Origin of the sequence: Roseobacter sp. FCG-D35, assembly GCF_033436665.1 — a bacterium.
GTDB lineage: Bacteria > Pseudomonadota > Alphaproteobacteria > Rhodobacterales > Rhodobacteraceae > JAWQFO01.
This window is the reverse complement of record NZ_JAWQFO010000004.1, coordinates 92,416-113,021: the sequence shown is the minus strand read 5'-3', so window position 1 is coordinate 113,021 and position 20,606 is coordinate 92,416. Positions and strand designations below refer to the sequence as shown.

At 65.8% G+C, this 20,606-nt stretch carries 23 protein-coding genes; 12 read left to right on the top strand and 11 right to left on the bottom strand.

The window, feature by feature from the left end; genetic code table 11:
- Positions 1-31 precede the first annotated feature (31 nt).
- Both R5H30_RS11405 and R5H30_RS11400 read right to left on the bottom strand, forming a co-directional pair.
- Positions 32-730 carry a glutathione S-transferase family protein gene (locus R5H30_RS11405; protein WP_318328445.1) on the bottom strand — a complete coding sequence of 233 codons (699 nt, stop codon included), beginning with the start codon at positions 728-730 and terminating at the stop codon, positions 32-34.
- 133 nt (positions 731-863) lie between these two features.
- On the bottom strand, positions 864-1,184 hold the full coding sequence (locus R5H30_RS11400; protein WP_318328442.1) for a hypothetical protein: 321 nt from the start codon (positions 1,182-1,184) through the stop codon (positions 864-866).
- A 260-nt stretch (positions 1,185-1,444) separates the two neighbouring features.
- Between R5H30_RS11400 and mscL the strand changes: the two genes are divergently transcribed.
- Entirely contained in the window at positions 1,445-1,873 is a 429-nt protein-coding gene (gene mscL / locus R5H30_RS11395; protein ID WP_318328440.1) for a large conductance mechanosensitive channel protein MscL, read from the top strand.
- Positions 1,874-1,956: 83 nt separating this feature from the next.
- Here mscL and R5H30_RS11390 read toward each other — a convergent pair whose 3' ends face one another.
- A complete protein-coding gene (locus R5H30_RS11390) occupies positions 1,957-2,181 on the bottom strand; it encodes a hypothetical protein (RefSeq protein ID WP_318328439.1) in 225 nt (74 codons plus the stop codon).
- 96 nt (positions 2,182-2,277) lie between these two features.
- A complete protein-coding gene (ald, locus tag R5H30_RS11385) occupies positions 2,278-3,396 on the bottom strand; it encodes an alanine dehydrogenase (protein ID WP_318328438.1) in 1,119 nt (372 codons plus the stop codon).
- Positions 3,397-3,531: 135 nt separating this feature from the next.
- On the opposite strand from ald, the gene R5H30_RS11380 reads away from it, so the two are divergent.
- From R5H30_RS11380 to R5H30_RS11370, 3 genes are all read left to right on the top strand, one after another.
- Positions 3,532-3,990, top strand: coding sequence for an Lrp/AsnC family transcriptional regulator (locus R5H30_RS11380; RefSeq protein ID WP_318328437.1), 459 nt, complete (start codon positions 3,532-3,534; stop codon positions 3,988-3,990).
- A 22-nt stretch (positions 3,991-4,012) separates the two neighbouring features.
- Positions 4,013-5,608, top strand: a complete 1,596-nt coding sequence (locus R5H30_RS11375) for a GMC family oxidoreductase (RefSeq protein WP_318328436.1) — start codon at positions 4,013-4,015, stop codon at positions 5,606-5,608.
- Between the two features lie 154 nt (positions 5,609-5,762).
- Complete coding sequence (locus R5H30_RS11370) at positions 5,763-6,071, top strand: hypothetical protein (protein WP_318328434.1); 309 nt, start codon at positions 5,763-5,765, stop codon at positions 6,069-6,071.
- 91 nt (positions 6,072-6,162) lie between these two features.
- On the opposite strand, the gene rpsU is transcribed toward R5H30_RS11370, so the two are convergent.
- On the bottom strand, positions 6,163-6,369 hold the full coding sequence (gene rpsU / locus R5H30_RS11365; protein ID WP_318328433.1) for a 30S ribosomal protein S21: 207 nt from the start codon (positions 6,367-6,369) through the stop codon (positions 6,163-6,165).
- Positions 6,370-6,486: 117 nt separating this feature from the next.
- On the opposite strand from rpsU, the gene R5H30_RS11360 reads away from it, so the two are divergent.
- Positions 6,487-7,185 carry a COQ9 family protein gene (locus R5H30_RS11360; protein WP_318328432.1) on the top strand — a complete coding sequence of 233 codons (699 nt, stop codon included), beginning with the start codon at positions 6,487-6,489 and terminating at the stop codon, positions 7,183-7,185.
- On the opposite strand, the gene R5H30_RS11355 is transcribed toward R5H30_RS11360, so the two are convergent.
- Positions 7,182-7,526: a hypothetical protein gene (locus R5H30_RS11355; RefSeq protein ID WP_318328431.1), complete on the bottom strand. Its 345-nt coding sequence runs from the start codon at positions 7,524-7,526 to the stop codon at positions 7,182-7,184. The genes R5H30_RS11360 and R5H30_RS11355 overlap by 4 nt on opposite strands.
- 81 nt (positions 7,527-7,607) lie before the next feature.
- On the opposite strand from R5H30_RS11355, the gene R5H30_RS11350 reads away from it, so the two are divergent.
- Both R5H30_RS11350 and R5H30_RS11345 read left to right on the top strand, forming a co-directional pair.
- Positions 7,608-8,591, top strand: coding sequence for an NAD(P)H-quinone oxidoreductase (locus R5H30_RS11350; RefSeq protein WP_318328430.1), 984 nt, complete (start codon positions 7,608-7,610; stop codon positions 8,589-8,591).
- Positions 8,592-8,634: 43 nt separating this feature from the next.
- The gene (locus R5H30_RS11345) at positions 8,635-9,609 is read left to right on the top strand and encodes a quinone oxidoreductase family protein (protein WP_318328429.1); all 975 of its coding nucleotides are present in this window, start codon (positions 8,635-8,637) and stop codon (positions 9,607-9,609) included.
- Positions 9,610-9,820: 211 nt separating this feature from the next.
- Here R5H30_RS11345 and R5H30_RS11340 read toward each other — a convergent pair whose 3' ends face one another.
- Positions 9,821-10,450: a ribonuclease T2 family protein gene (locus R5H30_RS11340; RefSeq protein WP_318328428.1), complete on the bottom strand. Its 630-nt coding sequence runs from the start codon at positions 10,448-10,450 to the stop codon at positions 9,821-9,823.
- Between the two features lie 127 nt (positions 10,451-10,577).
- Between R5H30_RS11340 and R5H30_RS11335 the strand changes: the two genes are divergently transcribed.
- The 4 genes from R5H30_RS11335 (at position 10,578) to R5H30_RS11320 (ending at position 16,384) form a co-directional block, all read left to right on the top strand.
- Positions 10,578-11,366 (top strand): DUF1013 domain-containing protein, encoded by a 789-nt coding sequence (locus R5H30_RS11335; RefSeq protein ID WP_318328427.1) that lies wholly within the window; start codon positions 10,578-10,580, stop codon positions 11,364-11,366.
- Positions 11,367-11,688: 322 nt separating this feature from the next.
- The gene (locus R5H30_RS11330) at positions 11,689-13,407 is read left to right on the top strand and encodes an autotransporter outer membrane beta-barrel domain-containing protein (RefSeq protein WP_318328426.1); all 1,719 of its coding nucleotides are present in this window, start codon (positions 11,689-11,691) and stop codon (positions 13,405-13,407) included.
- 318 nt (positions 13,408-13,725) lie between these two features.
- On the top strand, positions 13,726-14,904 hold the full coding sequence (locus R5H30_RS11325) for a type III PLP-dependent enzyme (protein WP_318328425.1): 1,179 nt from the start codon (positions 13,726-13,728) through the stop codon (positions 14,902-14,904).
- A gap of 250 nt (positions 14,905-15,154) precedes the next feature.
- Complete coding sequence (locus R5H30_RS11320; RefSeq protein ID WP_318328424.1) at positions 15,155-16,384, top strand: tetratricopeptide repeat protein; 1,230 nt, start codon at positions 15,155-15,157, stop codon at positions 16,382-16,384.
- 19 nt (positions 16,385-16,403) lie between these two features.
- On the opposite strand, the gene R5H30_RS11315 is transcribed toward R5H30_RS11320, so the two are convergent.
- From R5H30_RS11315 to R5H30_RS11305, 3 genes are read right to left on the bottom strand one after another with little or no spacing between them, the layout of a single operon-like run.
- Positions 16,404-17,156, bottom strand: coding sequence for an SDR family NAD(P)-dependent oxidoreductase (locus R5H30_RS11315; RefSeq protein ID WP_318328423.1), 753 nt, complete (start codon positions 17,154-17,156; stop codon positions 16,404-16,406).
- A 32-nt stretch (positions 17,157-17,188) separates the two neighbouring features.
- Positions 17,189-18,226: a transketolase family protein gene (locus R5H30_RS11310; RefSeq protein WP_318328422.1), complete on the bottom strand. Its 1,038-nt coding sequence runs from the start codon at positions 18,224-18,226 to the stop codon at positions 17,189-17,191.
- Positions 18,223-19,077 (bottom strand): transketolase, encoded by an 855-nt coding sequence (locus R5H30_RS11305; protein WP_318328421.1) that lies wholly within the window; start codon positions 19,075-19,077, stop codon positions 18,223-18,225. The genes R5H30_RS11310 and R5H30_RS11305 overlap by 4 nt, the downstream gene beginning before the upstream one ends.
- 122 nt (positions 19,078-19,199) lie before the next feature.
- Here R5H30_RS11305 and R5H30_RS11300 point away from each other — a divergent pair, with 122 nt between their 5' ends.
- On the top strand, positions 19,200-20,015 hold the full coding sequence (locus tag R5H30_RS11300) for a sugar phosphate isomerase/epimerase family protein (RefSeq protein WP_318328420.1): 816 nt from the start codon (positions 19,200-19,202) through the stop codon (positions 20,013-20,015).
- Here R5H30_RS11300 and recR read toward each other — a convergent pair.
- Complete coding sequence (recR, locus tag R5H30_RS11295) at positions 20,012-20,605, bottom strand: recombination mediator RecR (protein WP_318328419.1); 594 nt, start codon at positions 20,603-20,605, stop codon at positions 20,012-20,014. The genes R5H30_RS11300 and recR overlap by 4 nt on opposite strands.
- Position 20,606 lies beyond the last annotated feature (1 nt).

Sequence of the window (20,606 nt, the reverse complement as noted above, 5' to 3'; positions counted from 1 at the left end):
GGAGCGCGGTCAACGCGCCCCGGAGCGTCCGTCAGGGCCGCGGCGGGATGTTCTTGCCCTTCTGCACAGCGGGACGCGCGTAGAAGCGCTCGACATAGGCCACGAGGTTGGGGTGATCCTGCCAGCCCACGGCCTCGCGCGCGCCGTAGAAATCGAGCGCATTGAGCCAGGGGCAGAGCGCGATGTCCGCGATGGAATAGTCGCCCACGATCCACTCCTTGCCTTCCATGCTTTTCTCGAGCACGGCGAGCAGGCGCTTGGCCTCGTTGACGTACCGCTCCTGCGGGCGCTTGTCCTCCCATTCCGAGCCGGCGAATTTGTAGAAGAACCCGAGCTGGCCGAACATGGGACCGACGCCGCCCATCTGGAACATCAGCCACTGGATGACATGGGCCCGCTCACTTGCAGTTTTGCCGATGAACTGTCCCGTCTTCTCCGCGAGGTAGATCAGGATCGCGCCGCTTTCGAACAGCGCCAGCGGCGCGCCGTCCGGACCGTTGGGGTCGATGATCGCGGGGATCTTGTTGTTGGGGTTGAGCGACAGGAACTCGGGGCTCTTGACGTCCTTGTCGGCGAGCGTCACCAGATGCGCCTCGTAGGGCAGTCCGGTCTCCTCGAGCATGATAGCGGCCTTGACGCCGTTCGGGGTCGGGAAGGAATAGAGCTGAAGGACGGTCGGATCCGCCGCCGGCCAGCGATTTTCGATCGGGAAGGATTCCAGGTCTTTCATGGCATGTCTCCTAAAGGGGTCTGATCCCAACTGTAGGAGACGTGGCGGCGGCGGGAAGATGCCGAGAGCCGATTTGCTGTGCGTGACCGCGCAGCAGCCCCCGCATGCGCGCCCATCCGGACGGGGCCCCGGATCAGGGACAGACCACCGGGATCATGTAGCCTGCCGGCACCCGCTTGTTCCCAAGCGCCACGGTATCCCGCGCCATGTCGATGCCGCAGCCCGTGGCCTCGCGCAGGTAGATCGCAAAGCGGCGGTTGTTCACCAGACCCGGACCCGGCAGGTCGGCGCCGCGATGCGCCGGCTCGACCAGCAGGAAGGTGCTGTAGGGCGACGGGTGGCTGATGCGCAGGTCGAAGTTGCGGTACTGCGGGGCTTCGACCGGGGACGGGCGGCCGCAGGCGGCGAGCGTCAAGAGCAACAGCAAGAACCCGGCACGGCGATGGGCAGACATTGATCTCTCCGGATCGGCAAGAGTTTCGGAACGCCCGCTAGCCTAGCCGCCGCCGGTGCGTCGTCACAACGGGAAGGTTAAGTCTTCGTTAACGAGTCGCGGCGTGGTTGATAACACCCCGTTTTCACGCAGAAATTTGTAGAAATTGCACCGCCGTCCGAGATTAGTCGTGACCGATCCGGCAAAACCTGTGCTAGGCAAATCGCGAACCGAGGCCCGGTGCGGGGCGTGCGGTGACGCAATTTCAGGGAAAGTCAGTCATGATTCAGGAATTCAAGGACTTCATTGCCAAAGGCAACGTCATGGACCTCGCCGTCGGCATCATCATTGGTGCTGCTTTCACGGCGATCGTCAGCTCGCTCGTGGACGATCTGATCAACCCGATCATCGGGCTGGTTCTCGGCGGTGTCGATTTCACCAGCATGTATTTCGTTCTGTCCGGCAACGTGCCGGAGGGTGCGGGACTGGCCGCGGCGCGCGAGTCGGGAGCGGCGATCTTTGCCTACGGGGCCTTCATCACCGCCTGCATCAACTTCTTCATCATCGCCTTCGTGGTCTTCATGCTTGTGAAGGCGGTCAACCGCATCAAGTCCGCGGCCGAAAAACCCGATGACGTGGCGCCGGAAGTCGACACCGGCCCGTCCGAACTCGATGTGTTGCTCGAGATCCGGGACTCATTGAAAAGATAGGCACTGGCGCCCGCGGCGAAATCGGCGGGCGCTACGACTTCCGAACGGTTCCGGTTGCCTTGAGATGTCGTTCCGAGGGTTGCCTACAGGTCGTAGAAGCCGATTTGATCAGCAACGAAGAGGTAGGTGTCGGTTAGGTCGCCGTCGGGAAAGATGTTGGGAAGGCCGACACGCTCTTCGCGTCCCAATCCGTCGCCGCTGGGATCGGCGGAGTGGCGACCTTGGTTCCAGCCTTCGACTTCCTGAATGGCGAACTTGGTCAGCTTGCCCCAATTCTCTTCCGCATTGAATTTGAACTCGTCGGGCATGGCTGTTCTCCTGTTTGAAATCACAAACAAAAATGAACGCACAACGAAGTTACGCGCTCATGCCATTTTTCGCAACTTTTTCGCAGGACCGCACGCTTACTGCTTCACGATCACCGCCGGGGAAACCACGTCGATACCCAGAGCCTTGCCGACCGCGTAATAGGTCAGCTGCCCCGCATGCACGTTGAGGCCGGCCAGGAGATGAGGATCGTCGATGCAGGCCTGCCGCCAACCCTTGTCGGCCAGGGCGAGCATGAAGGGCATCGTGGCATTGCCGAGCGCGATGGTCGAGGTGCGCGCGACCGCTCCGGGCATGTTGGCCACGCAGTAGTGCATGATGCCGTCGACCTCGTAGACCGGATCCTCGTGGGTGGTGGCCTTCGACGTCTCGAAACAGCCGCCCTGGTCGATTGCAACGTCGACCAGCGCGGCACCGGGTTTCAATTCGGAAAGCTGCGCCCGCGTGATCAGCTTGGGCGCTGCGGCGCCGGGAATCAGAACGGCGCCGATGATCATGTCGGCCTGCCGCGCAAGCTCGATCGTGTTGCCGGCATTGGCATAGCCCGACTTGAAAACGGTTCCGAAGACGTCGTCGAGATAGCGCAGACGCGGCAGTGAGCGGTCGAGCACGGTCACGTCCGCGCCCATACCGGCGGCGATGCGCGCCGCATGGGTGCCGACGACGCCGCCGCCGATCACCAGCACGCGGGCCGGTCCGACGCCGGGTACGCCGCCCATCAGCACGCCGCGGCCGCCGTTGGCTTTCTGCAGCGTCCAGGCGCCGACCTGAGGCGCCAGACGACCGGCGACCTCGGACATCGGCGCCAGGAGCGGCAGGCCGCCACGGTCGTCGGTCACGGTCTCGTAGGCGATGGCGGTGCAGCCCGAGGCCAGCAGGTCGCGGGTTTGCTCCGGGTCGGGCGCGAGGTGCAGGTAGGTGAAGAGCAACTGGCCTTCGCGCAGCATCTTGCGCTCGGCGGCCTGCGGCTCCTTGACCTTCACGATCATCTCGGCCTGGTCGAAAACCTCTTTCGCCGTCGCGACGATACGCGCACCCGCATCGATGTAGGCAGCATCGTCAAAGCCCGATCCGGCGCCCGCGCCGGCTTCGATGACGACCTCATGCCCGTGGGTCACGGCCTCGCGCGCGGCGTTGGGGGTCATCCCGACGCGGAATTCCTGGGGTTTGATCTCTTTCGGGCAGCCGATCTTCATGGGGTCCTCCGCTTTGGCTTTGCCGAAGAGTACCGCGACGAGATGGCAAAGTTGCACCTATTTCGCCTCGTCAATCCAGCCATCCTTCGAATAGTCTGCTGCAAACACGACCAATGTTCGGAGAAACGTGCGCAAATGGACCTCGATACGATAGACCGCAAGATCCTGACGGCGTTGCAGCGCAAGGGGCGCATGTCGAACGCCGACCTGTCCGAGGCGGTGCATCTCTCGGCCTCTGCCTGTCATCGCCGGGTGCAGCGTCTCGAGGCCGAGGGCTTTATCGACGGCTACGTCGCCCTGCTCGACACGCGCAAGATGGGCGTTCCGACGACGGTCTTCGTCGAGATCACGCTCCAGCAGCAGGCCGACGAGGTGCTCGACGCCTTCGAGAAAGCGGTGCGGCGGATTCCCGACGTTCTGGAATGTCACCTGATGGCCGGGGCCGCGGACTACCTGCTGAAGGTGGTGGCCGAGGACACCGAGGATTTCGCACGGATCCACCGCCAGTACCTCACGCGGCTGCCGGGGGTGGCGCAAATGCAATCGAGCTTCGCGCTGCGCACGGTCTTCAAGACCACCGCCCTGCCGGTGTAAGAACCGGACCGGGAGGGGCGGCATGACGGGCGACTGGGATCACATCATCATCGGCGCGGGCAGCGCGGGCTGCGTTCTGGCCAAGCGCCTGAGCGAAGCGGGACGTCGGGTCCTGCTGCTCGAGGCCGGCGGGCGCGACAACTACCACTGGGTCCACATCCCGATGGGGTATCTCTACTGCATCGGCAACCCCCGCACCGACTGGATGTACCGCACCGCACCTGAGAAAGGGCTGAACGGACGTTCACTGCTCTATCCGCGCGGCAAGGTGCTGGGGGGCTGCTCGTCGATCAACGGAATGCTCTACCTGCGCGGGCAGGCGGCGGATTACGACGGCTGGCGGCAGGCGGGTCTTGCCGGATGGGGCTGGGACGACGTGCTGCCCTATTTCAAACGCTCCGAGGACTACGTCGACGGCGCGTCAGAGATGCATGGGTCGGGCGGCGAATGGCGCGTCGAGAACCAGCGCCTTCACTGGGAGGTGCTCGATCACTGGCGCGACGCAGCGGTGGCCTGGGGGCTCGACCCGGTCACCGATTTCAACACCGGCGACAACGAGGGCGTGGGTTATTTCCGGGTCAACCAGCGGCGCGGCTGGCGCATGAACACGGCCAAGGCGTTTCTGCGCACCGCGACCGGGCAGGGGCTCAAGGTTCTCACACAGGCGATGGTGCTTCGGATCGTGCTGCGCGACGGCCGCGCCGCGGGCGTCGAATACAGCCACGCGGGCCGCACCCATGTCGCCGAGGCGCGCGGCGAGGTGATCCTCTCGGCGGGCGCGGTGAACAGCCCGGCGCTGCTGCAGCTCTCGGGCCTCGGTCCGGCGGCGCATCTGAAAGGCGTGGGCATCGAGGTGCGCCGCGACATGCCGCAGATCGGCGAGAACCTGCAGGATCATCTGCAACTGCGCTGCGCCTGGCGTCTGACCGGGGCCAAGACGCTGAACACGCTGGCCGGGTCCCTGACCGGCAAGGCGCGCATCGGCCTCGAATACCTGCTGCGGCGCACCGGGCCGATGTCGATGGCGCCAAGCCAGCTTGGCGCCTTCTCGAAATCGCGCGAGGGGCTCGCCACGCCAGATCTCGAATACCACGTGCAGCCCCTGTCGCTGGGCGCCTTCGGAGAGCCGCTGCACGCGTTCCCGGCAATGACCGCCAGCGTCTGCAACCTGCGCCCGGAAAGCCGCGGAACCGTTCGCGTCGCCTCGCCCGATCCGGCGCAGCCACCGGGCATCGCGCCAAACTACCTGTCGACCGAGGGCGATCGCCGCGTCGCGGTAGCGGCGATCCGGCAGGCCCGCGCGATCATGGGCCAGTTACCGATGCGCCGGTATGCGCCGAAGGAACTGACACCGGGATGCGGCGACAGCGATGCCGCGCTTGCACAGGCCGCCGGAGACATCGGCACCACCATTTTCCATCCGACCTGCACGGTGCGCATGGGCTCGGACGCGGACGCGCCGCTCGATGCACGGATGCGCCTGCGCGGGGTCGCGGGGCTGCGTGTCGTCGATGCCTCGGCGATGCCGTCGATCACCTCCGGCAACACAAACGCCCCGGTGATCATGATGGCGGAGAAGGCGGCGGACATGATCCTCGAAGACACGCGGCAGGCTTAGCCGCGCGGCTGCCCGGACCGTCCCACGAAAACAGGGACATCAGCCGTTTTCCGCGTATCGGCGCCAAATTGGATTCACTGGTTGATCACGCGAGCGTGAGCCATACCATTCCGACAGGGGCAAGCAACTCGAGACCCCAAAAGGAGTGGAAGTCATGACGAGATCATTCGTGTTCGTGCTGGCCGGGACGGCGTTTCTGGCGGCCTGCGGTGAAATGACGCCGGGAGAGGAACAGGACGGCACGATCCGTATCGACTGTGGCGATACAGACGTGCTGGTCAGCGAAGCGCAGGCCGAGGCATTCCTCGCCGGCACGGGCGAGACCTACGGGACGGCGGCGGCCGCGGTCTGCGCGTCGGTCACCAATGTCGATGCCTCGACATATGCCGACCCGACCGAGGCCACGATCTACACGGCGAACGGTGCGGCCGTCGACGTTCTGGTGCAGACCAGCCAGCAATAGGGAAGAATACGTTTGGGAGCCAAAGAAAAACCCCCGCGAGCCAAAGGCTTGCGGGGGTTTCTTTGTGTCGAAAGAAACTTAGCGGGGCGCTTCAGAGAAGGCCTTCGCGCTGCAGTTTCTTGCGTGCCAGCTTACGGGCACGGCGGATCGCTTCTGCCTTTTCGCGCGCGCGCTTTTCCGACGGCTTCTCGAAATGTTGCTTGAGCTTCATCTCGCGAAAGACGCCTTCACGCTGCAGCTTTTTCTTCAGGGCACGAAGCGCCTGATCGACATTGTTGTCGCGAACACTGACCTGCATGTGGTTTTCACCACCTTTCTAAGTTGAGTTGCAAGGAATTGCAGGAGGTGGTCGTATAGCAAGGCGACCCCTACTTGTCCAGTACCGCCGGAAACGGCAGCGAAAGGAGTGTTGCCAATGACAATGCCACAGGAAACCGCCCGGACCCAGCTTCTGGACGCCATCGTCACGCATGTCCCCTTCGACGGCTGGACGGATCGTGCCTTCAATGCCGCGATCCGCGATACCGGGCTCGACGTGGGCCTCGCGCGTGCCGCCTGTCCACGCGGGGCGCAGGATCTCGCCGCCGAACATCACCGACGGGGTGACGAAGCGATGGTCGAGCGGTTGAAGACCGAAGACATGTCCGAGATGCGGTTCCGCGACAAGGTCGCCGCCGCGGTGCGGTTCCGTATCGAGGCGGCGGGCGACAAGGAACTGGTGCGGCGCGCCACGACGCTCTACGCGCTGCCGACGAATGCGGCCGAAGGCGCCAAGCTGATATGGAACACCGCCGACGCGATCTGGGAGGCGCTGGGCGACACATCGGACGACGTGAACTGGTACACCAAGCGCGCGACGCTCTCGGGGGTCTATTCCTCGACCGTGCTCTACTGGCTCGGCGACACGAGCGAGAACAGCACAGCAACTTGGGCCTTCCTCGACCGCCGCATCGACGACGTGATGCAGATCGAGAAGCTCAAGGCGCAGGTGAACAAGAGCCCGACCCTGTCGAAGCTGCTGGCCGGTCCGAACTGGCTGCTGGGCCAGATCAAGGCGCCGAACCGGATGGCACGGATGAACCTTCCGGGAAGCTGGACCAGCCCGCGCCGCTAGAGGATCGTGCCGAGAACCAGCGTGTGCGCGGCGGCAATGCCGAGGTTGGCGCGCACCACCGGGTGAGTGAGTCCCAGCGCGGGCGCGGTGGCCAGCTTGTAAACGATCTGCACCGGCAGCAGAACAAGGCCGATGGCCAGCGCGACCTCCGCGCGGCCGGACAGCAAGGCCCCCAACACGACCGCGCCGGCAAGCAGGATCGCGCCGTAGAGACAGGCGAGGATGCGCCGCGCGGGACCGTCGGGACCGAAGGCCGCTCGGGCGCCGTGCCCGTCTTTCCAGATCATGAAAAGCACCGGGACAAGCACCGTGCAGTTCAGCGCGAAGGCGGCGGCAAGCATCCGGGGCTCCTGTTGTAATCGCACCTGTTCTCGCGGACAGTGCTGGAATTACGCGCAACAGGTACAAGAGGATCAGGACGCATGGGCAAGACGATGCGGGCAGTCGAAATCACCGAGGCGGGCGGGCCGGACGTGCTGCGCCTGACCGAGCGCCCGGTGCCCGAACCCGGCCACGGTCAGGTGGTCCTCAAGGTGGCCTGGGCGGGTGTGAACCGGCCCGACGCGCTGCAGCGCGCGGGGCTTTACGCGCCGCCGCCGACCGCCAGCGACCTGCCGGGGCTCGAAGCCTCGGGAACCGTGGTGGCGATCGGCGACGGCGTCACCGGGGTCGCGGAGGGCGACGAGGTCTGCGCGCTGTTACCGGGCGGCGGCTATGCCGAATACGTGGCGACACCGGCGGCGCATTGCCTGCCGGTGCCGGCGGGGATGGGGCTGAAGGAAGCCGCCTGCCTGCCCGAGACCTATTTCACCGTGTGGTCCAACGTCTTCAAGCGCGGTGGCCTCGAGGGCGGGGAAAGGTTTCTCGTGCATGGTGGGTCAAGCGGGATCGGCACCACCGCGATTCAGCTTGCGAATGTCTTCGGCGCGCGCGTCTTCGCCACGGCCGGATCGGACGAGAAGTGCCAGGCCTGCCTTGATCTCGGGGCGGAAGAGGCGATCAACTACCGCGAGGCGGATTTCGTCGAGGTGATGCGCGCGCAGGGCGGGGCCAACCTGATCCTCGACATGGTCGGGGGCGATTACATTCCGCGCAACCTCTCGGCCCTTGCCGACGATGGTCGCCTGGTGCAGATCGCCTTCCTGCAGGGTCCGAAGGTCGAGATGAACTTCGCCCAGCTGATGACCCGGCGCCTGACGATGACCGGCAGCACCCTGCGCCCCCAGAGCGATCTGGCCAAGGCGCGCATCGCGCAGGATCTGCGCGAAGCGGTCTGGCCGCTGCTCGAGGCCGGGCGCGTGGCTCCGGTCATGGACCAGGAATTCGCGCTGGAAGACGCGGCACGCGCGCATGAGCGGATGGAGGGCTCGGGGCACATCGGGAAGATCGTGCTCAAGGTCGGTTGAGGCGCGCCGAAGCCTGTCGAAATCGAATCAGAGGGAAATGGCCATGTCCAGAACTGTCGTCATCGAAGCCTTCGGAGGACCGGATGCGCTCGAGGTCGTGGACCGCAACGTCGGCGCGCCGGGCAAGGGCGAAATCCGTATTCGGCACGAGGCCAGCGGGCTCAACTTTATCGACGTCTACCAGCGCACGGGGCTTTATCCGCTGGACCTGCCTCACCCGCTTGGCATGGAAGCCGCAGGCGTCGTCGAGGCGGTGGGCGAGGGAGTCACCCATCTGAAGGAGGGCGATCGCGCGGCCTATGCGGCAAGCCCGCCCGGCGCCTATTGCGAGGCGCGGGTGATGCCGGCAGCACAGGTCTGTCCGCTGCCCGACGCGATCTCTTTCGAGGTCGGCGCCGCGATGATGCTGAAGGGGCTGACCGTGAACTACCTCTTCCACCGCACGACGCCTATCGCCAAGGGCGATACGGTCCTGTTTCATGCCGCTGCGGGCGGCGTCGGGCTGATCGCCTGCCAATGGGCACGCTCGGAAGGCATTCGCCTCATCGGCACCGCCGGGACGGACGAAAAGTGCCAGCTGGCACGCGACCACGGAGCAGAGGAGTGCATCAACTATCGGGACGCCGATTTCGTCGAGAAGGTACGCAAGCTGACCGACGCGGCGGGTGTTGACGTGGTCATGGACGCGGTCGGCAAGGACACGTTCGAGGGGTCGCTGGACTGCCTGAAACCCTTGGGCATGATGATCTCCTTCGGCAATGCCTCGGGTGCCGTGCCGCCCTTCGCGCTGGCGACGCTGGCCCAGAAGGGCTCGCTCAAGATCACGCGGCCCACGCTGTTCACCCATATCGCCCGGCACGAGACCTGCCAGGAGATGGCGCGGGAGCTTTTCGACAAGATCGAAAGCGGGGCGGTCACGATCAGGATCGACCAGCGTTTCGCGCTCGAGGACGTGGCCGAGGCGCATCGCGCGCTCGAGGCGCGCAAGACCACGGGCAGTACGGTCCTATTGCCCTGAGCGCAGCATCGGAAACCTTTTGTTAAGCCTTGTCCGGCTAGGCTCGGGGTACGGCACGGACCGGGGAGGCCCGTGCAGGTTCCACGGAGAAGCGCCTTAGGATCAGGGGCTTGCATCACGGGCCCGCGCCATCGACCGGATAGCGCGGGCCCAACTTGTGCGCGCATCTCCGGCTCGGTGAAAGGATCTGCGGACAGCGTCCCCGCTGGTGTCAGGGAATAGCCTCGAACATCGCGTCGTCCAGGCTGCAATCCGCCCGGACGTCGCGCCCGCAGGATCGCGGTTCGAGGTCGCGCGTGAGGCAGATTCGCGCTTCCTGTATGTGGCCCGCGCGGCAGGTGACGGTGATCCCGTCGCGCCCGAATTCGGGATTGGCACGCAGGAAAGCGTCCTCGACGACCCGCGCCGGCAGGCGCACGGCTTCGTCGAGCTTGCGGAACACCTCAGGGCGAACCACGCCTCCGTAGGCCGCGCGCGACAGCGCGAAGTAATCGGCCGGATCGAGCCCCGAACAGACCCCGTGCTTCTTCCACTGGTGCCAGGCGAGCCCGCCCGATCCCATGATGTCTGCCATCGCGCCGGTCATGCCGCGGCTTGGCGGGCGCACGTGCACCGGGCAGTAGGACGGGTAGCCGCTCTCGTACTGCGGCCAGAGACCGTGCAGGATCCATCCGTGATCGGCACGCGGGTCGCACTGGTCGGACCCGCGCGCCGCGCCTTCCAGCGCGCACCAGTTCGGCGACCAGCTGAGCGACAGCACGTAGTAGTCGAATTCGCCCGCCTTGTCGCCGTCGGCCCAGGCCGGCAGGCAGAGCAGGCACCAGATCAGAATGCTCCGCATTCGCCTCTTTCCTTGTCCGTCGCGGTTCACTATATAGGCCCCGAGTTCCCCCACAATGGAAACCGTTCTGCCCCGGCAGGACCGCCCAGCCAGGCGACGGGGAAGGTTTGTTCAAAGGAGCGACAGAATGGCAAAACCGATCATGGCGAAGGCCACCGCCGTGTGGCTGGTGGACAACACGACGATCAGCTTCAAGCAGATCGCGGATTTCGTAGGCATGCACGAACTTGAAGTCCAAGGCATCGCCGATGGCGACGTGGCCCAGGGCGTGAAGGGGTTCGATCCCATCGCCAACAACCAGCTGACGCAGGAAGAGATCGACGCGGCGCAGTCGAACCCGCTGCACAAGCTGAAGCTCAAGTTCAACGCGGCCGCGCAAGGCGAGGAAAAGCGCCGCGGACCGCGCTACACGCCGCTTTCGAAGCGCCAGGACCGCCCGGCCTCGATCCTGTGGCTGGTCAAGTTCCACCCCGAGCTTTCGGACGGCCAGATCGGCAAGCTGGTCGGCACGACCAAACCGACCATCCAGGCGATCCGCGAGCGCACGCACTGGAACATCGCCAACATCCAGCCGATCGATCCGGTCGCTCTCGGCCTCTGCAAGCAGAGCGAGCTTGACGCTGCCGTCCAGAAAGCCGCTGCCAAGAAAGCTGCCGACGCGCCGGTGATGACCGACGACGAGCGCCGCAAGCTTGTCAGCACCGAGCAGAGTCTCGGCATGGACACCGAGCCGAAGATCCCGACCGCGATCGAGGGGCTCGAGACCTTTACGCTGTCAGGCAACACGCCCGACGAGACCGAGGAACGGCCCAAGAGCGACTTTGCCGATGCCGACAGCTTCTTCAACCTGCCCGACGGGATGCACGGCGACGACGAGGACGAAGACGAGGACGATAGCGACGATCCGCGCCGCTGAACGGCGCGCAGGTCCGTCCAGACCGACAAGGCCCCGGTTGTCGACCGGGGCCTTTCGTTTTTGGTCGGCCGATGGTCTGCTGCCACGATTGAGTGCTGCGCATTCCGACATGCCCTGCGGCGCGCGTGCAACATATTGCGGACTTAGGTGTCTTTCGTGGGCAGCCGCGCGCGCGACTCTTGAGAACGGCGCCGGACCCTTTACAGATTCAACCATGACGCGTTGGTCCCCGACAGCCTTGTCCCCGCTCTCCCTTGCCCTGGCCTGCAGCCTGCTGGCCGGAACACCTGCACTTGCTCAGAAGTGCGGCGGGGATGGATCCTTGCGATTCCTCGGGAAGACCCGGGACGACAGTCAGACGGTCTGGCTCTCGCGCACGCGCGACGCAGGATCATTCCAGTTGCAGACCAAGGGCAACAACGTGGTCGACACGTGGTCGAAATCGCGCCGCGGGCTGCGTCTGTCCCTGTCGCCCTTCGTATCGCAGGGAAGTGGTGGCACGCATGAACTCTACAGCCTGCAGGGCAACAAGCCCTGTCTTATCGACACCCAGAACCAGAAAGGCGGTCTGACGCTGCCGCCCTGGCTGCACCGTCCCCCCGGAGGCGGTGGTATCGGTGGCGGCACGTCGAATGGCGGCAGCGGCGGCGGTTACGGCGGTGGAGGAGGAACCGGCGGCGGAAACGGCGGTAGCGGCGGAGGTTTCGGCGGCGGCGGAGGTGGCACTGGTGGAAGCGGCGGCGGATTCGGTGGCGCCGGCGGAGGCAATGGTGGCAGCGGGGGCGGAATTGGCGGCGGTGGAGGAGGAACCGGTGGCGGTGGCAGCATCGGTGGCGGTCCGTCCGGCGGCGGAAGTGGCGGCAGCGGCGGCGGATTTGGCGGCGGCGGCTCCGGTGGTGGCGGCGGGATCGCGGGCGGACCGACCGGGGGTGGCGGCGGTGGAACCGGCGGCGGGGGTGGCGGCACAGGTGGCGGTTCGGCTGGAGGCGGGGCCGGCGGCGGCACGCCGATTTCCCGCCCGGACCTGAACCTGCCGTCTGGAACACTGCCCGGCACGCGCCGGGTTCTCGGGCCGGGCGGCGTTCCGACCCTTTGCGTTGACCCGCGGACGCCGCGGGCGGTCGGCGCCGCCGAGGACCAGCGTCTGCCCATCTGCCCGGACGAACTGCTGGCCGAACAGGAGGCGCTGGCCCGCGCGCAGGGGGCCTCTTCGACGCCCGGGCGCTACAGCCTCGAGCCGAGCCTTTGGAACACCTGGGCCGACGCGACCTACACCGATATCGACGACGACAGATTTGGCAGCGGCAGCGAATCCGACATCGCCATGTTGAGCTTCGGGCTGGACCGCAGAGTCAGCGAAAACCTTGTGCTGGGGTTCTCGGCCTCGACGCAGGAGGCCCGGAGCGAAGCCTTCGACGGCGCCATCGACATCGACACCGACGGCGTCACGTTCGGTCCCTATTTTGGCGTGCGCCTGTCCGACAACTGGTCAATGGACGGTGCGATCACCTGGGGCGAATACCAAAGCGATGTTTCGTTGCTTGCACTGCAGGGGGACTACGACAGCGACAGCGTCGGCGGGTCGCTGAACCTGCACGGTTTTTTCACCGCGGGCGAGACCATCATCCGGCCAAGCTTCTCGCTGGACCTCACACGCTACGACTCGGAGGATCACGTCATCGCGGGCCGGGTGCGCGGGCGCGACTTCTCAGTGGAGCTCGCTGGCAGCGCCTACAACTACGGAACCTTATCGGCCGAGACCGAGTTCAGCCGCGTCTTCGTCGGAGAGAACGGCAACACGTGGATGCCCTATGCCACCATCGGCGCGCTTTACGAATTCGAGCGGCCCGATCAGGGCGGGGTGCTGACGCGAAACCTGACCCTCGAGGCGCCGTCGCGCTGGTCGGGTTCGGTGAGGCTGGGGTTCCGGGCGCAGGTGGCGCGCCGGTTCAACGTCGAGGCGAGCCTGGGCTATCTCAGCATCGGGCAGGGCGGGCTCGACGAAACCGAAGCCCGGCTGTTCGTGTCCTACGGCTTCTGACGACCTGCGGCGCGGCCCCGGCCGGTACTGCTGCCTGTCGATCGACCCTTCGCCTTGACCGCCGTCGTCCGCGGCAGGTCAACGTTGCGCATTCGTGTCGCCGTTCCGCCACACCGGACAAGCCCCGGAAAGAATTTCGGAATCGGCCGATTTTTCTCTTGAACGAATCCGCGCATGGCTTAAATGCGCCTCCACAGACGCCAACGCACGCGCCTCTGGCCGGTCAGACCACCTTCTGGCTGACCCGCGTTTATGTAGCGACGGTAACGTCTCTTGAAACGACACTTGGGGCCCAAATCCCCCAACTGCTCTTTGGAGATGACCATGAACGCTACCGTCCACGGCGCCCTGCGCGCCGCAACGCCTGTCTTTGCCGACGCCGCAGCCGCTTTCATCGCGGCCAACAGCTTTGACAAGCCGACGCTGGTCATCAGCCGCGACCGGGTCGCGCGCCAGTACGATGCGCTGGCCGAAGGGCTGGGCCGTGCGCACATCCACTATGCCGTCAAGGCCAACCCGGCCACCGAGATCGTGCGCATGCTGGTCCAGAAAGGCTCGGGCTTCGACTGCGCGTCGCGGCAGGAAATCGAGCTCTGCCTCGGGCAGGGCGCCGATGCCGCGCATATCTCGTTCGGCAACACGATCAAGAAGGCCTCCGACATCGCCTTCGCACACAGCGTCGGCGTGACCATGTTCGCCGCCGATTCCGAAGCCGAGCTGGAAAAAATCGCCGAGAATGCGCCGGGGGCGAAGGTCTACCTGCGCCTGATCGTCGACAACGACAAGGCCGAGTGGCCGCTGAGCCGCAAGTTCGGCTGCGCGCCCTCCAAGCTGCCCGCGTTGCTCGACCTCGCCAGCGACCTCGGTCTCGTGCCCTACGGCCTGTCCTTCCACGTCGGCTCGCAGACCCGCGAAGCCGAGTACTGGGTGCCGGTGCTCGACCAGATCGCACCGCTCTGGCATGCCGCGCGTGCCGCCGGCCACGACCTCCAGTTGCTCAACATCGGTGGCGGTTTCCCGGCCTTCTACGGCCAGACCGTGCAGGCGCCGAAGGCCTATGCCGCCGAGGTGGTGGCCCTGGTCGAGGCACGGTTCGGCGAAGTGCCGGAACTGATGGCAGAGCCGGGCCGCGGCATGGTCGCCGAGGCCGGCCACATCGTGGCCGAGGTGCTGCTGGTGTCGAAGAAGTCCGAGGATGACCTGCACCGCTGGGTCTATCTCGACATCGGCCGCTTCTCGGGGCTTGCCGAGACCGAGGGCGAGGCGATCCGCTACCAGTTCGTGACCCGCCACGACGGCGGCGAGACCGGTCCCTGTGTTCTGGCCGGACCGTCCTGTGACAGCGCCGACATCCTCTACGAGAAGCGCCCCGTGAACCTGCCGCTGGACCTGCGCTGCGGCGACCGCGTGGTGATCCGCAACTGCGGCGCCTACACGTCGAGCTACTCGTCGGTCGGCTTCAACGGCTTTCCGCCGCTCGATGTGATCGTTCTCTGAACGAGGGATCGCGCGGAAAACGGACCGCCCGCACCGGGGAGGCGCGGGCGGTCTTTTCTGTTTCAGCACTTGTGCGGTCCGGAGATTCTTGCGCATTCGATGACACGGATAAGGAATTGGCCTGATGTCGATGGTTGCGCCAGAGGCGGCGAGACCATGCTAATCGAGCAGTTCAGCGCCGTCCGTGTTAAGGTGCCTGCCGAACGCATCGACCTGGGTGTGCCGTCTGTTGGGAGATTTCGCCTCATCCTTGACCAACTGGGGTCCGGCCGCGGGCCTTGCCGCGTCGATGATGGGCCTGACCGCGTTTGCCGGGCTGCTCAACCGCGAGCGCAAGGATGAGATCGCTCTCTGGCTCATGGGCGCCCAGACCGAAATCAACTGGGCGAAAAGCTTCGTATCTCTTTTCGACGCGGTGTTCGGTCGCAACCATTTTTCTGTCCGATGCTTCCTGCGGTCCGCTGCAGCATCCCTCGTTGCGGTGGTCGTCATCTGGCTTCTCATGGGGCGAAGTGAAGCGGTTGGGGTCCGTCTGCAAAGCGATCTGGAATTTGGGTCGGTGCTGCTCTTCGGTCTCGCGATCAACGTTCTGGCCGACTACGCATCCCTGCTCGAAACACGGCTTCTGCTGTCACGCATGCCGCGCCGATGGCTGTCGCAAGCCGGTGTCCTGCTGCTCGACCTGCTGTTTTCTGCGGCAATCATCTGGGTCGCGATATTCGTGGTGCTCCGCAGCCCGCTTTACGCAGGTGAAATCGAAACACTCGCCGAGGTCCTGGGCGTCTTTTCGGTCTTCTCGGTGTTCTTCTATTCGACTTTCCTGACGTCGCTCTGGACCTGGGCCTATATCGGGTCGACCTGGCTGATGCGAGCCTGCAAAGGTCTTCGGATAGCTGACTGGCTCGACGTTGAGCATCGTCCGATCATGGTTCTGTCGAACCTTGTCGGTCTGACGACCTTTCTGGGCGCGCTCGTCGTCTCGGGCGCTCTGACACGCGGAGAGACGGGGCTGACGGTGGCCGATCGCGCGCTCTGTTCCGTCTTCCAGGGCCGCGTGTGTCTCGATGTCGCCGCGCTGACGCCCGCCGAGGAGGCGCAACTCCAGATGCTCCGTCTGGCATGCGTCGGCGGAGAAACCAGGGGCTGCGCGGACCCGCGTTTCCTGTGGTCGGGCGAGATGGGGCTTCGGGACGCAGCGAAGCTCTACGACCGTGCCTGCAAGAGCGACATCCCCGCGGGTTGCACGTATTTGGGACGAGTCTCAGCAATGATGGCGTCGGACGCATCGGTAGCATTCGACCTCTTCCGCCGAGGATGTGCCGGAGGACACGGCGTCGGGTGTTTCCGCGTGGCGCTTGCCTACGAGTTCGGCATCGGAGTGGTCGAGGATCTCGGGCAAGCGACCGATCACTACGAAACGGCGTGCCGTCTGGGTCACCAAGGGTCCTGCGAATGGGTTCGGAACCGCGACTCCGACTGAACCGGATGTGCAGCCAGCCTCAGTGGATCAACGACCCGCCGTTCACGTCGACCTCGGTGCCGGTGCAATAGGCCGACAGGTCCGAGGCTAGAAAGAGCGCGCAACCGGCCACGTCCGACGCCTCGCCCGCGCGGCCCATCGGGATGCCGGCGAGGATCTGTTCGTGCATCTGGGGCGTCAGCTTGCCAGCGGTAATGTCGGTGGCGATGAAGCCGGGGCAGATCGCGTTGACGCGAATGCCGTCGGGGGCGAGTTCGCGGGCCATTGCCTTGGTCAGCCCGAGGATGCCGGCCTTGGCGGCCGAGTAGTGCGGGCCGCCGAAGATGCCGCCGCCGCGCTGGGCCGAGACCGAGCTGAGGTTGACGATGCTGCCGGAGCCCTGGGACCGCATTCCGGGGATCGCCGCCTGGCTCATGTAGAGCGTGCCGCGCAGGTTCACGTCGAGGACGGCGTCGTAGTTCTCGGCTTCGATTTCCATGAATTTGAGTGGCTGGGTGATACCGGCATTGTTGACCAGCACGTCGATGCGGCCCCAGCGCTGCTGCAGCGTATCGACCGCCGCGGCGCAGGCGGCCTTGTCGGTGACGTCGCAGGCGAGGCCCACGTGATTCGAACCGATCTCGGCCGCGGCCGCGGCGGCCGCAGCTTCGTCGAGGTCGAGGATTGCCACCGTCGCCCCCTGCGCGGCAAAGAGCGCCGCCGTCGCCTTGCCCAGCCCGCGCGCGCTTGCCGCGCCGGTCACGACCGCGAATTTTCCGTCCAGCAAGCCCATCTCAGTCTCCTTCTTTGCTGCCACGCTCCGGGTCAGAGCCAGCCCTTGATCCGTTCCGCGACCTTTTCCACCGAGAGGCCGTACATATCGTGTAGCGTCGGCAGCGCGCCGGCCTCGAGGAAGGCGTCGGGCAGGCCGATCTGGCGGAAGGCCGGCGCGAGGCCGGCGCGCAGCAGCGTCGCCGCCACCGCCTCGCCCAACCCGCCGATCACCGAGTGGTTCTCGGCGACGACGACCAGCCGCCCGCCTTTTGCGGCCTCGGCGCAAATGGTCTCGGTGTCGAGCGGCTTGATCGTCGGGACGTGCAGGACCGCCACGCCGATCCTGTCTGCCGCCAGCCGCTCGGCGGCATCGAGGGCACGCATGGTCATGAAACCCGAGGAGATCACCAGCACCTCCGCGCCGTCTCGGATCATCTGTGCCTGTCCAAGCCGGAAGGTGTAGTCGGGCTTGTGGCGCGTCAGTACGCTGGGCACGTTGCCGCGCAGCAGCCGGGCGTAGACCGGGCCGGGATGGGCGGCGATCTCGGGCACCATCCCGGCGATGTCGCAGGCGTCGCAGGGATCGACGATGGTCATTTCGGGCAGGCCGCGAAAGATCGCGAGATCTTCGGTCGCCTGGTGGCTCGGCCCGTAGCCTGTGGTCAGGCCGGGCAGGGCGCAGACGATCTTGACGGGCAGGTTTTCCTCGGCAATGGCCATGGCGATGAAATCGTAGGCCCGGCGCGCGGCGAAGACGGCGTAGGTCGTGGCGAAGGGGATGAATCCCTCGCGGGCAAACCCGGCGGCGGCGGACATCAGCAGCTGCTCGGCCATGCCCATCTGGTAGAACCGGTCCGGCATGTCGCGGGCGAGAATGTGCAGGTCGGTGTACTTGCCGAGGTCGGCGGTCAATCCGACGATGCGGTCATCCTGACGGGCGAGGTCCACGAGCGCATGTCCGAAGGGCGCCGACACGGTATCATATCCTTCGGCCGCCAGCGATGCGATCATCGCTGACGTCGCCTGACGCTCTGCTGCCGGGGCCGGTCTGCGCGGAGCGTGCTTGCGGGCCATCGGGTCACGCGTCATTGCGGCATGCCTTCGTCGAGCACGGCCAGCGCCTGCGCCCATTCCTCGGGTTCAACGCGCACGAAATGGCTGCTTTCGCGGGCTTCGAGGAAGGGCACGCCCTTGCACATGGTGGTGTCGAAGAGGATCACGCGCGGCTGTGGTTCGCTCAGGTTTCGCGCCGCGTCGAAAGCGGCGACAACCGCATTGAGGTCGTTGCCGTCGACGCGCTGCACATGCCAGCCGAAGGCCGCCCACTTGGCTTCCAGCGGTTCGGCGCAGAGCATCTCGGTCGCCTTTCCGTCCGCCTGCTGGTCGTTGAAATCGACAAGGCAGATCAGGTTGTCGAGCTTCCAGTGCGCACCCGACATCGCCGCCTCCCAGGTCGAGCCTTCGCCAAGCTCGCCGTCCGACATCAGGTTGTAGACGAAGGCGGGGTTGGTCTTGCGCTTCAGTGCCAGCGCCATGCCCACGGCGATGCCAAGCCCCTGTCCAAGGGAGCCCCCGGTGATCTCCATCCCCGGCGTGTAGGAGGCCATGCCGGACATCGGCATTCGGCTGTCGTCCATGCCGTAGGTCTCCAGTTCCTCCTCGGGCAGGATGCCCGCCTCCATTAGCGTCGCGTAAAGCGCGATCGCATAATGCCCGATCGACAAAAGGAACCGGTCGCGCCCTTCCCACTCCGGGTCGTCGGCGCGGTAGTCGAGGGCGTGGAAATAGGCGGCGGCGAGCACGTCGGCAATGCCGAGCGCCTGGCCGATATAGCCTTGTCCCTGCACCTCGCCCATGCGCAGCGCCTTGCGCCGGATGTTCCAGGCGCGGCGCGCGAGCGAGGTATTCGAAAGCCGTGCCGGGCTTTCCGTTGGCGGCATGTCTCCTCCCGTGCCGTCTTTTCCCTCGGCACCGGGATAGCGCATTGCAGGGCCGATGTCTTTCGTGAAAACTCCGGCCCGAGCGCCGGCGCAGGGTCGCGGCACCAAGCCGGGGGGACGGCATGAGACTGGGATTGGGAAGCTATGCCTTCCGCTGGAACATCGGGATCGGCGATCAGGTGCCTCAGACCCCGATGACCGCCTTCGACGTGCTCGACGCGGCGGAGCGTCTGGGCCTCGAGGTCGTGCAATATGCCGACAACCTGCCGCTGCACAAGTTGTCCGAGGCCGATCTCGACCGGTTGCGCGCGGCGGCCGAAGCGAAGGGCATCACGCTCGAACTTGGCACCCAGAGCTTTGATGCCGAGGACGTGCGGCGCTACCTCACGATCGGCCGGCGTATCGGGTCGAAGCTGCTGCGCGTGGCGCTCGATGCGGGTGATGCGCGGATGCCGGTGCCGGAACTGGCCAAAGCCTTGCGGCCGCTCCTCGACGAGGCGCGCAATGCGGACATCCGCATCGCCATCGAGAACCATTTCAACTATCCCTCGCCGCGGATGGTCGAATTGCTCGAGACGGTCGACGACGATGCGCTGGGTGTCTGCCTCGACGTCGCCAATTCGATCTGCGCAGGCGAGTGGCCCGAGGAAACCGTGCGCCTTCTCGCACCGTTCACGATCAACCTTCATCTCAAGGACTACCTCATCACGCCGGACCGGCACGGGGTCGGCTTCTACATCCACGGCGTGCCGCTTGGCGAAGGGCGTGCGCCGATCCCCTGGCTTCTCGACCAGCTGGCGCATTGCCCTGCGGACATGAGCGTGATCCTGGAGCACTGGCTGCCACTGGATGGAGACGCCGAAGCCGCGCGCGACCAGGAAGGTCCGTGGCTCGAAAAGACCGTGGCGGCGGCGAAAGGCTTCGTGGCGGGCCGCTAGAGCGCCTTGCGCGCGCGCATCGCGGCGGTGATCGTGCCGTCGTCGAGGTAGTCGAGTTCGCCGCCGATCGGCACGCCCTGGGCCAGCGAAGTCAGCGTGACCTGCCCGTCGAGCCGGTCGGCGATGTAGTGCGCCGTGGTCTGCCCGTCGATGGTGGCGTTGAGCGCGAGGATCACCTCGCGGATGTCCTCGGACGCGACGCGGTCGATCAGGCGCGGGATGCGCAGCTCGTCCGGTCCAACGGCGTCAAGCGCGGACAGCGTGCCGCCCAGAACGTGGTAGCGGCCCTTGAAGACCCCGCTGCGCTCCATCGCCCAGAGATCGGAGACGTCCTCGACGACGCAAAGCTCCCCGTTCGCGCGTTTCTCGGAAGCGCAGATGTCGCAGACATCATCCGTGCCGATGTTGCCGCAGTTCAGGCATTCTCGTGCCGTGGCGGCGACGGTCTGCATCTTCTCGGCCAGGGGCGCCAGCAGGAGGCTGCGCTTGCGGATCAGGTGCAGAACGGCACGGCGCGCCGAGCGCGGCCCGAGCCCGGGCAGGCGCGCCATCATCTCGATCAGGGCGTCGATATCCTTGGTACTGCTCACG

What these genes read in the sequence shown, in the direction of transcription:
- R5H30_RS11405 (WP_318328445.1), bottom strand. Translation starts at nt 730, where the DNA reads ATGAAAGACCTGGAATCCTTCCCGATCGAAAATCGCTGGCCGGCGGCG.
- R5H30_RS11360 (WP_318328432.1), top strand. Translation starts at nt 6,487, where the DNA reads ATGACAATGCCACAGGAAACCGCCCGGACCCAGCTTCTGGACGCCATC.
- mscL (WP_318328440.1), top strand. Translation starts at nt 1,445, where the DNA reads ATGATTCAGGAATTCAAGGACTTCATTGCCAAAGGCAACGTCATGGAC.
- R5H30_RS11355 (WP_318328431.1), bottom strand. Translation starts at nt 7,526, where the DNA reads ATGCTTGCCGCCGCCTTCGCGCTGAACTGCACGGTGCTTGTCCCGGTG.
- R5H30_RS11390 (WP_318328439.1), bottom strand. Translation starts at nt 2,181, where the DNA reads ATGCCCGACGAGTTCAAATTCAATGCGGAAGAGAATTGGGGCAAGCTG.
- R5H30_RS11310 (WP_318328422.1), bottom strand. Translation starts at nt 18,226, where the DNA reads ATGACGCGTGACCCGATGGCCCGCAAGCACGCTCCGCGCAGACCGGCC.
- ald (WP_318328438.1), bottom strand. Translation starts at nt 3,396, where the DNA reads ATGAAGATCGGCTGCCCGAAAGAGATCAAACCCCAGGAATTCCGCGTC.
- R5H30_RS11335 (WP_318328427.1), top strand. Translation starts at nt 10,578, where the DNA reads ATGGCAAAACCGATCATGGCGAAGGCCACCGCCGTGTGGCTGGTGGAC.
- R5H30_RS11380 (WP_318328437.1), top strand. Translation starts at nt 3,532, where the DNA reads ATGGACCTCGATACGATAGACCGCAAGATCCTGACGGCGTTGCAGCGC.
- R5H30_RS11315 (WP_318328423.1), bottom strand. Translation starts at nt 17,156, where the DNA reads ATGGGCTTGCTGGACGGAAAATTCGCGGTCGTGACCGGCGCGGCAAGC.
- R5H30_RS11375 (WP_318328436.1), top strand. Translation starts at nt 4,013, where the DNA reads ATGACGGGCGACTGGGATCACATCATCATCGGCGCGGGCAGCGCGGGC.
- R5H30_RS11305 (WP_318328421.1), bottom strand. Translation starts at nt 19,077, where the DNA reads ATGCCGCCAACGGAAAGCCCGGCACGGCTTTCGAATACCTCGCTCGCG.
- R5H30_RS11400 (WP_318328442.1), bottom strand. Translation starts at nt 1,184, where the DNA reads ATGTCTGCCCATCGCCGTGCCGGGTTCTTGCTGTTGCTCTTGACGCTC.
- R5H30_RS11325 (WP_318328425.1), top strand. Translation starts at nt 13,726, where the DNA reads ATGACCATGAACGCTACCGTCCACGGCGCCCTGCGCGCCGCAACGCCT.
- R5H30_RS11300 (WP_318328420.1), top strand. Translation starts at nt 19,200, where the DNA reads ATGAGACTGGGATTGGGAAGCTATGCCTTCCGCTGGAACATCGGGATC.
- R5H30_RS11350 (WP_318328430.1), top strand. Translation starts at nt 7,608, where the DNA reads ATGGGCAAGACGATGCGGGCAGTCGAAATCACCGAGGCGGGCGGGCCG.
- R5H30_RS11370 (WP_318328434.1), top strand. Translation starts at nt 5,763, where the DNA reads ATGACGAGATCATTCGTGTTCGTGCTGGCCGGGACGGCGTTTCTGGCG.
- rpsU (WP_318328433.1), bottom strand. Translation starts at nt 6,369, where the DNA reads ATGCAGGTCAGTGTTCGCGACAACAATGTCGATCAGGCGCTTCGTGCC.
- R5H30_RS11340 (WP_318328428.1), bottom strand. Translation starts at nt 10,450, where the DNA reads ATGCGGAGCATTCTGATCTGGTGCCTGCTCTGCCTGCCGGCCTGGGCC.
- R5H30_RS11345 (WP_318328429.1), top strand. Translation starts at nt 8,635, where the DNA reads ATGTCCAGAACTGTCGTCATCGAAGCCTTCGGAGGACCGGATGCGCTC.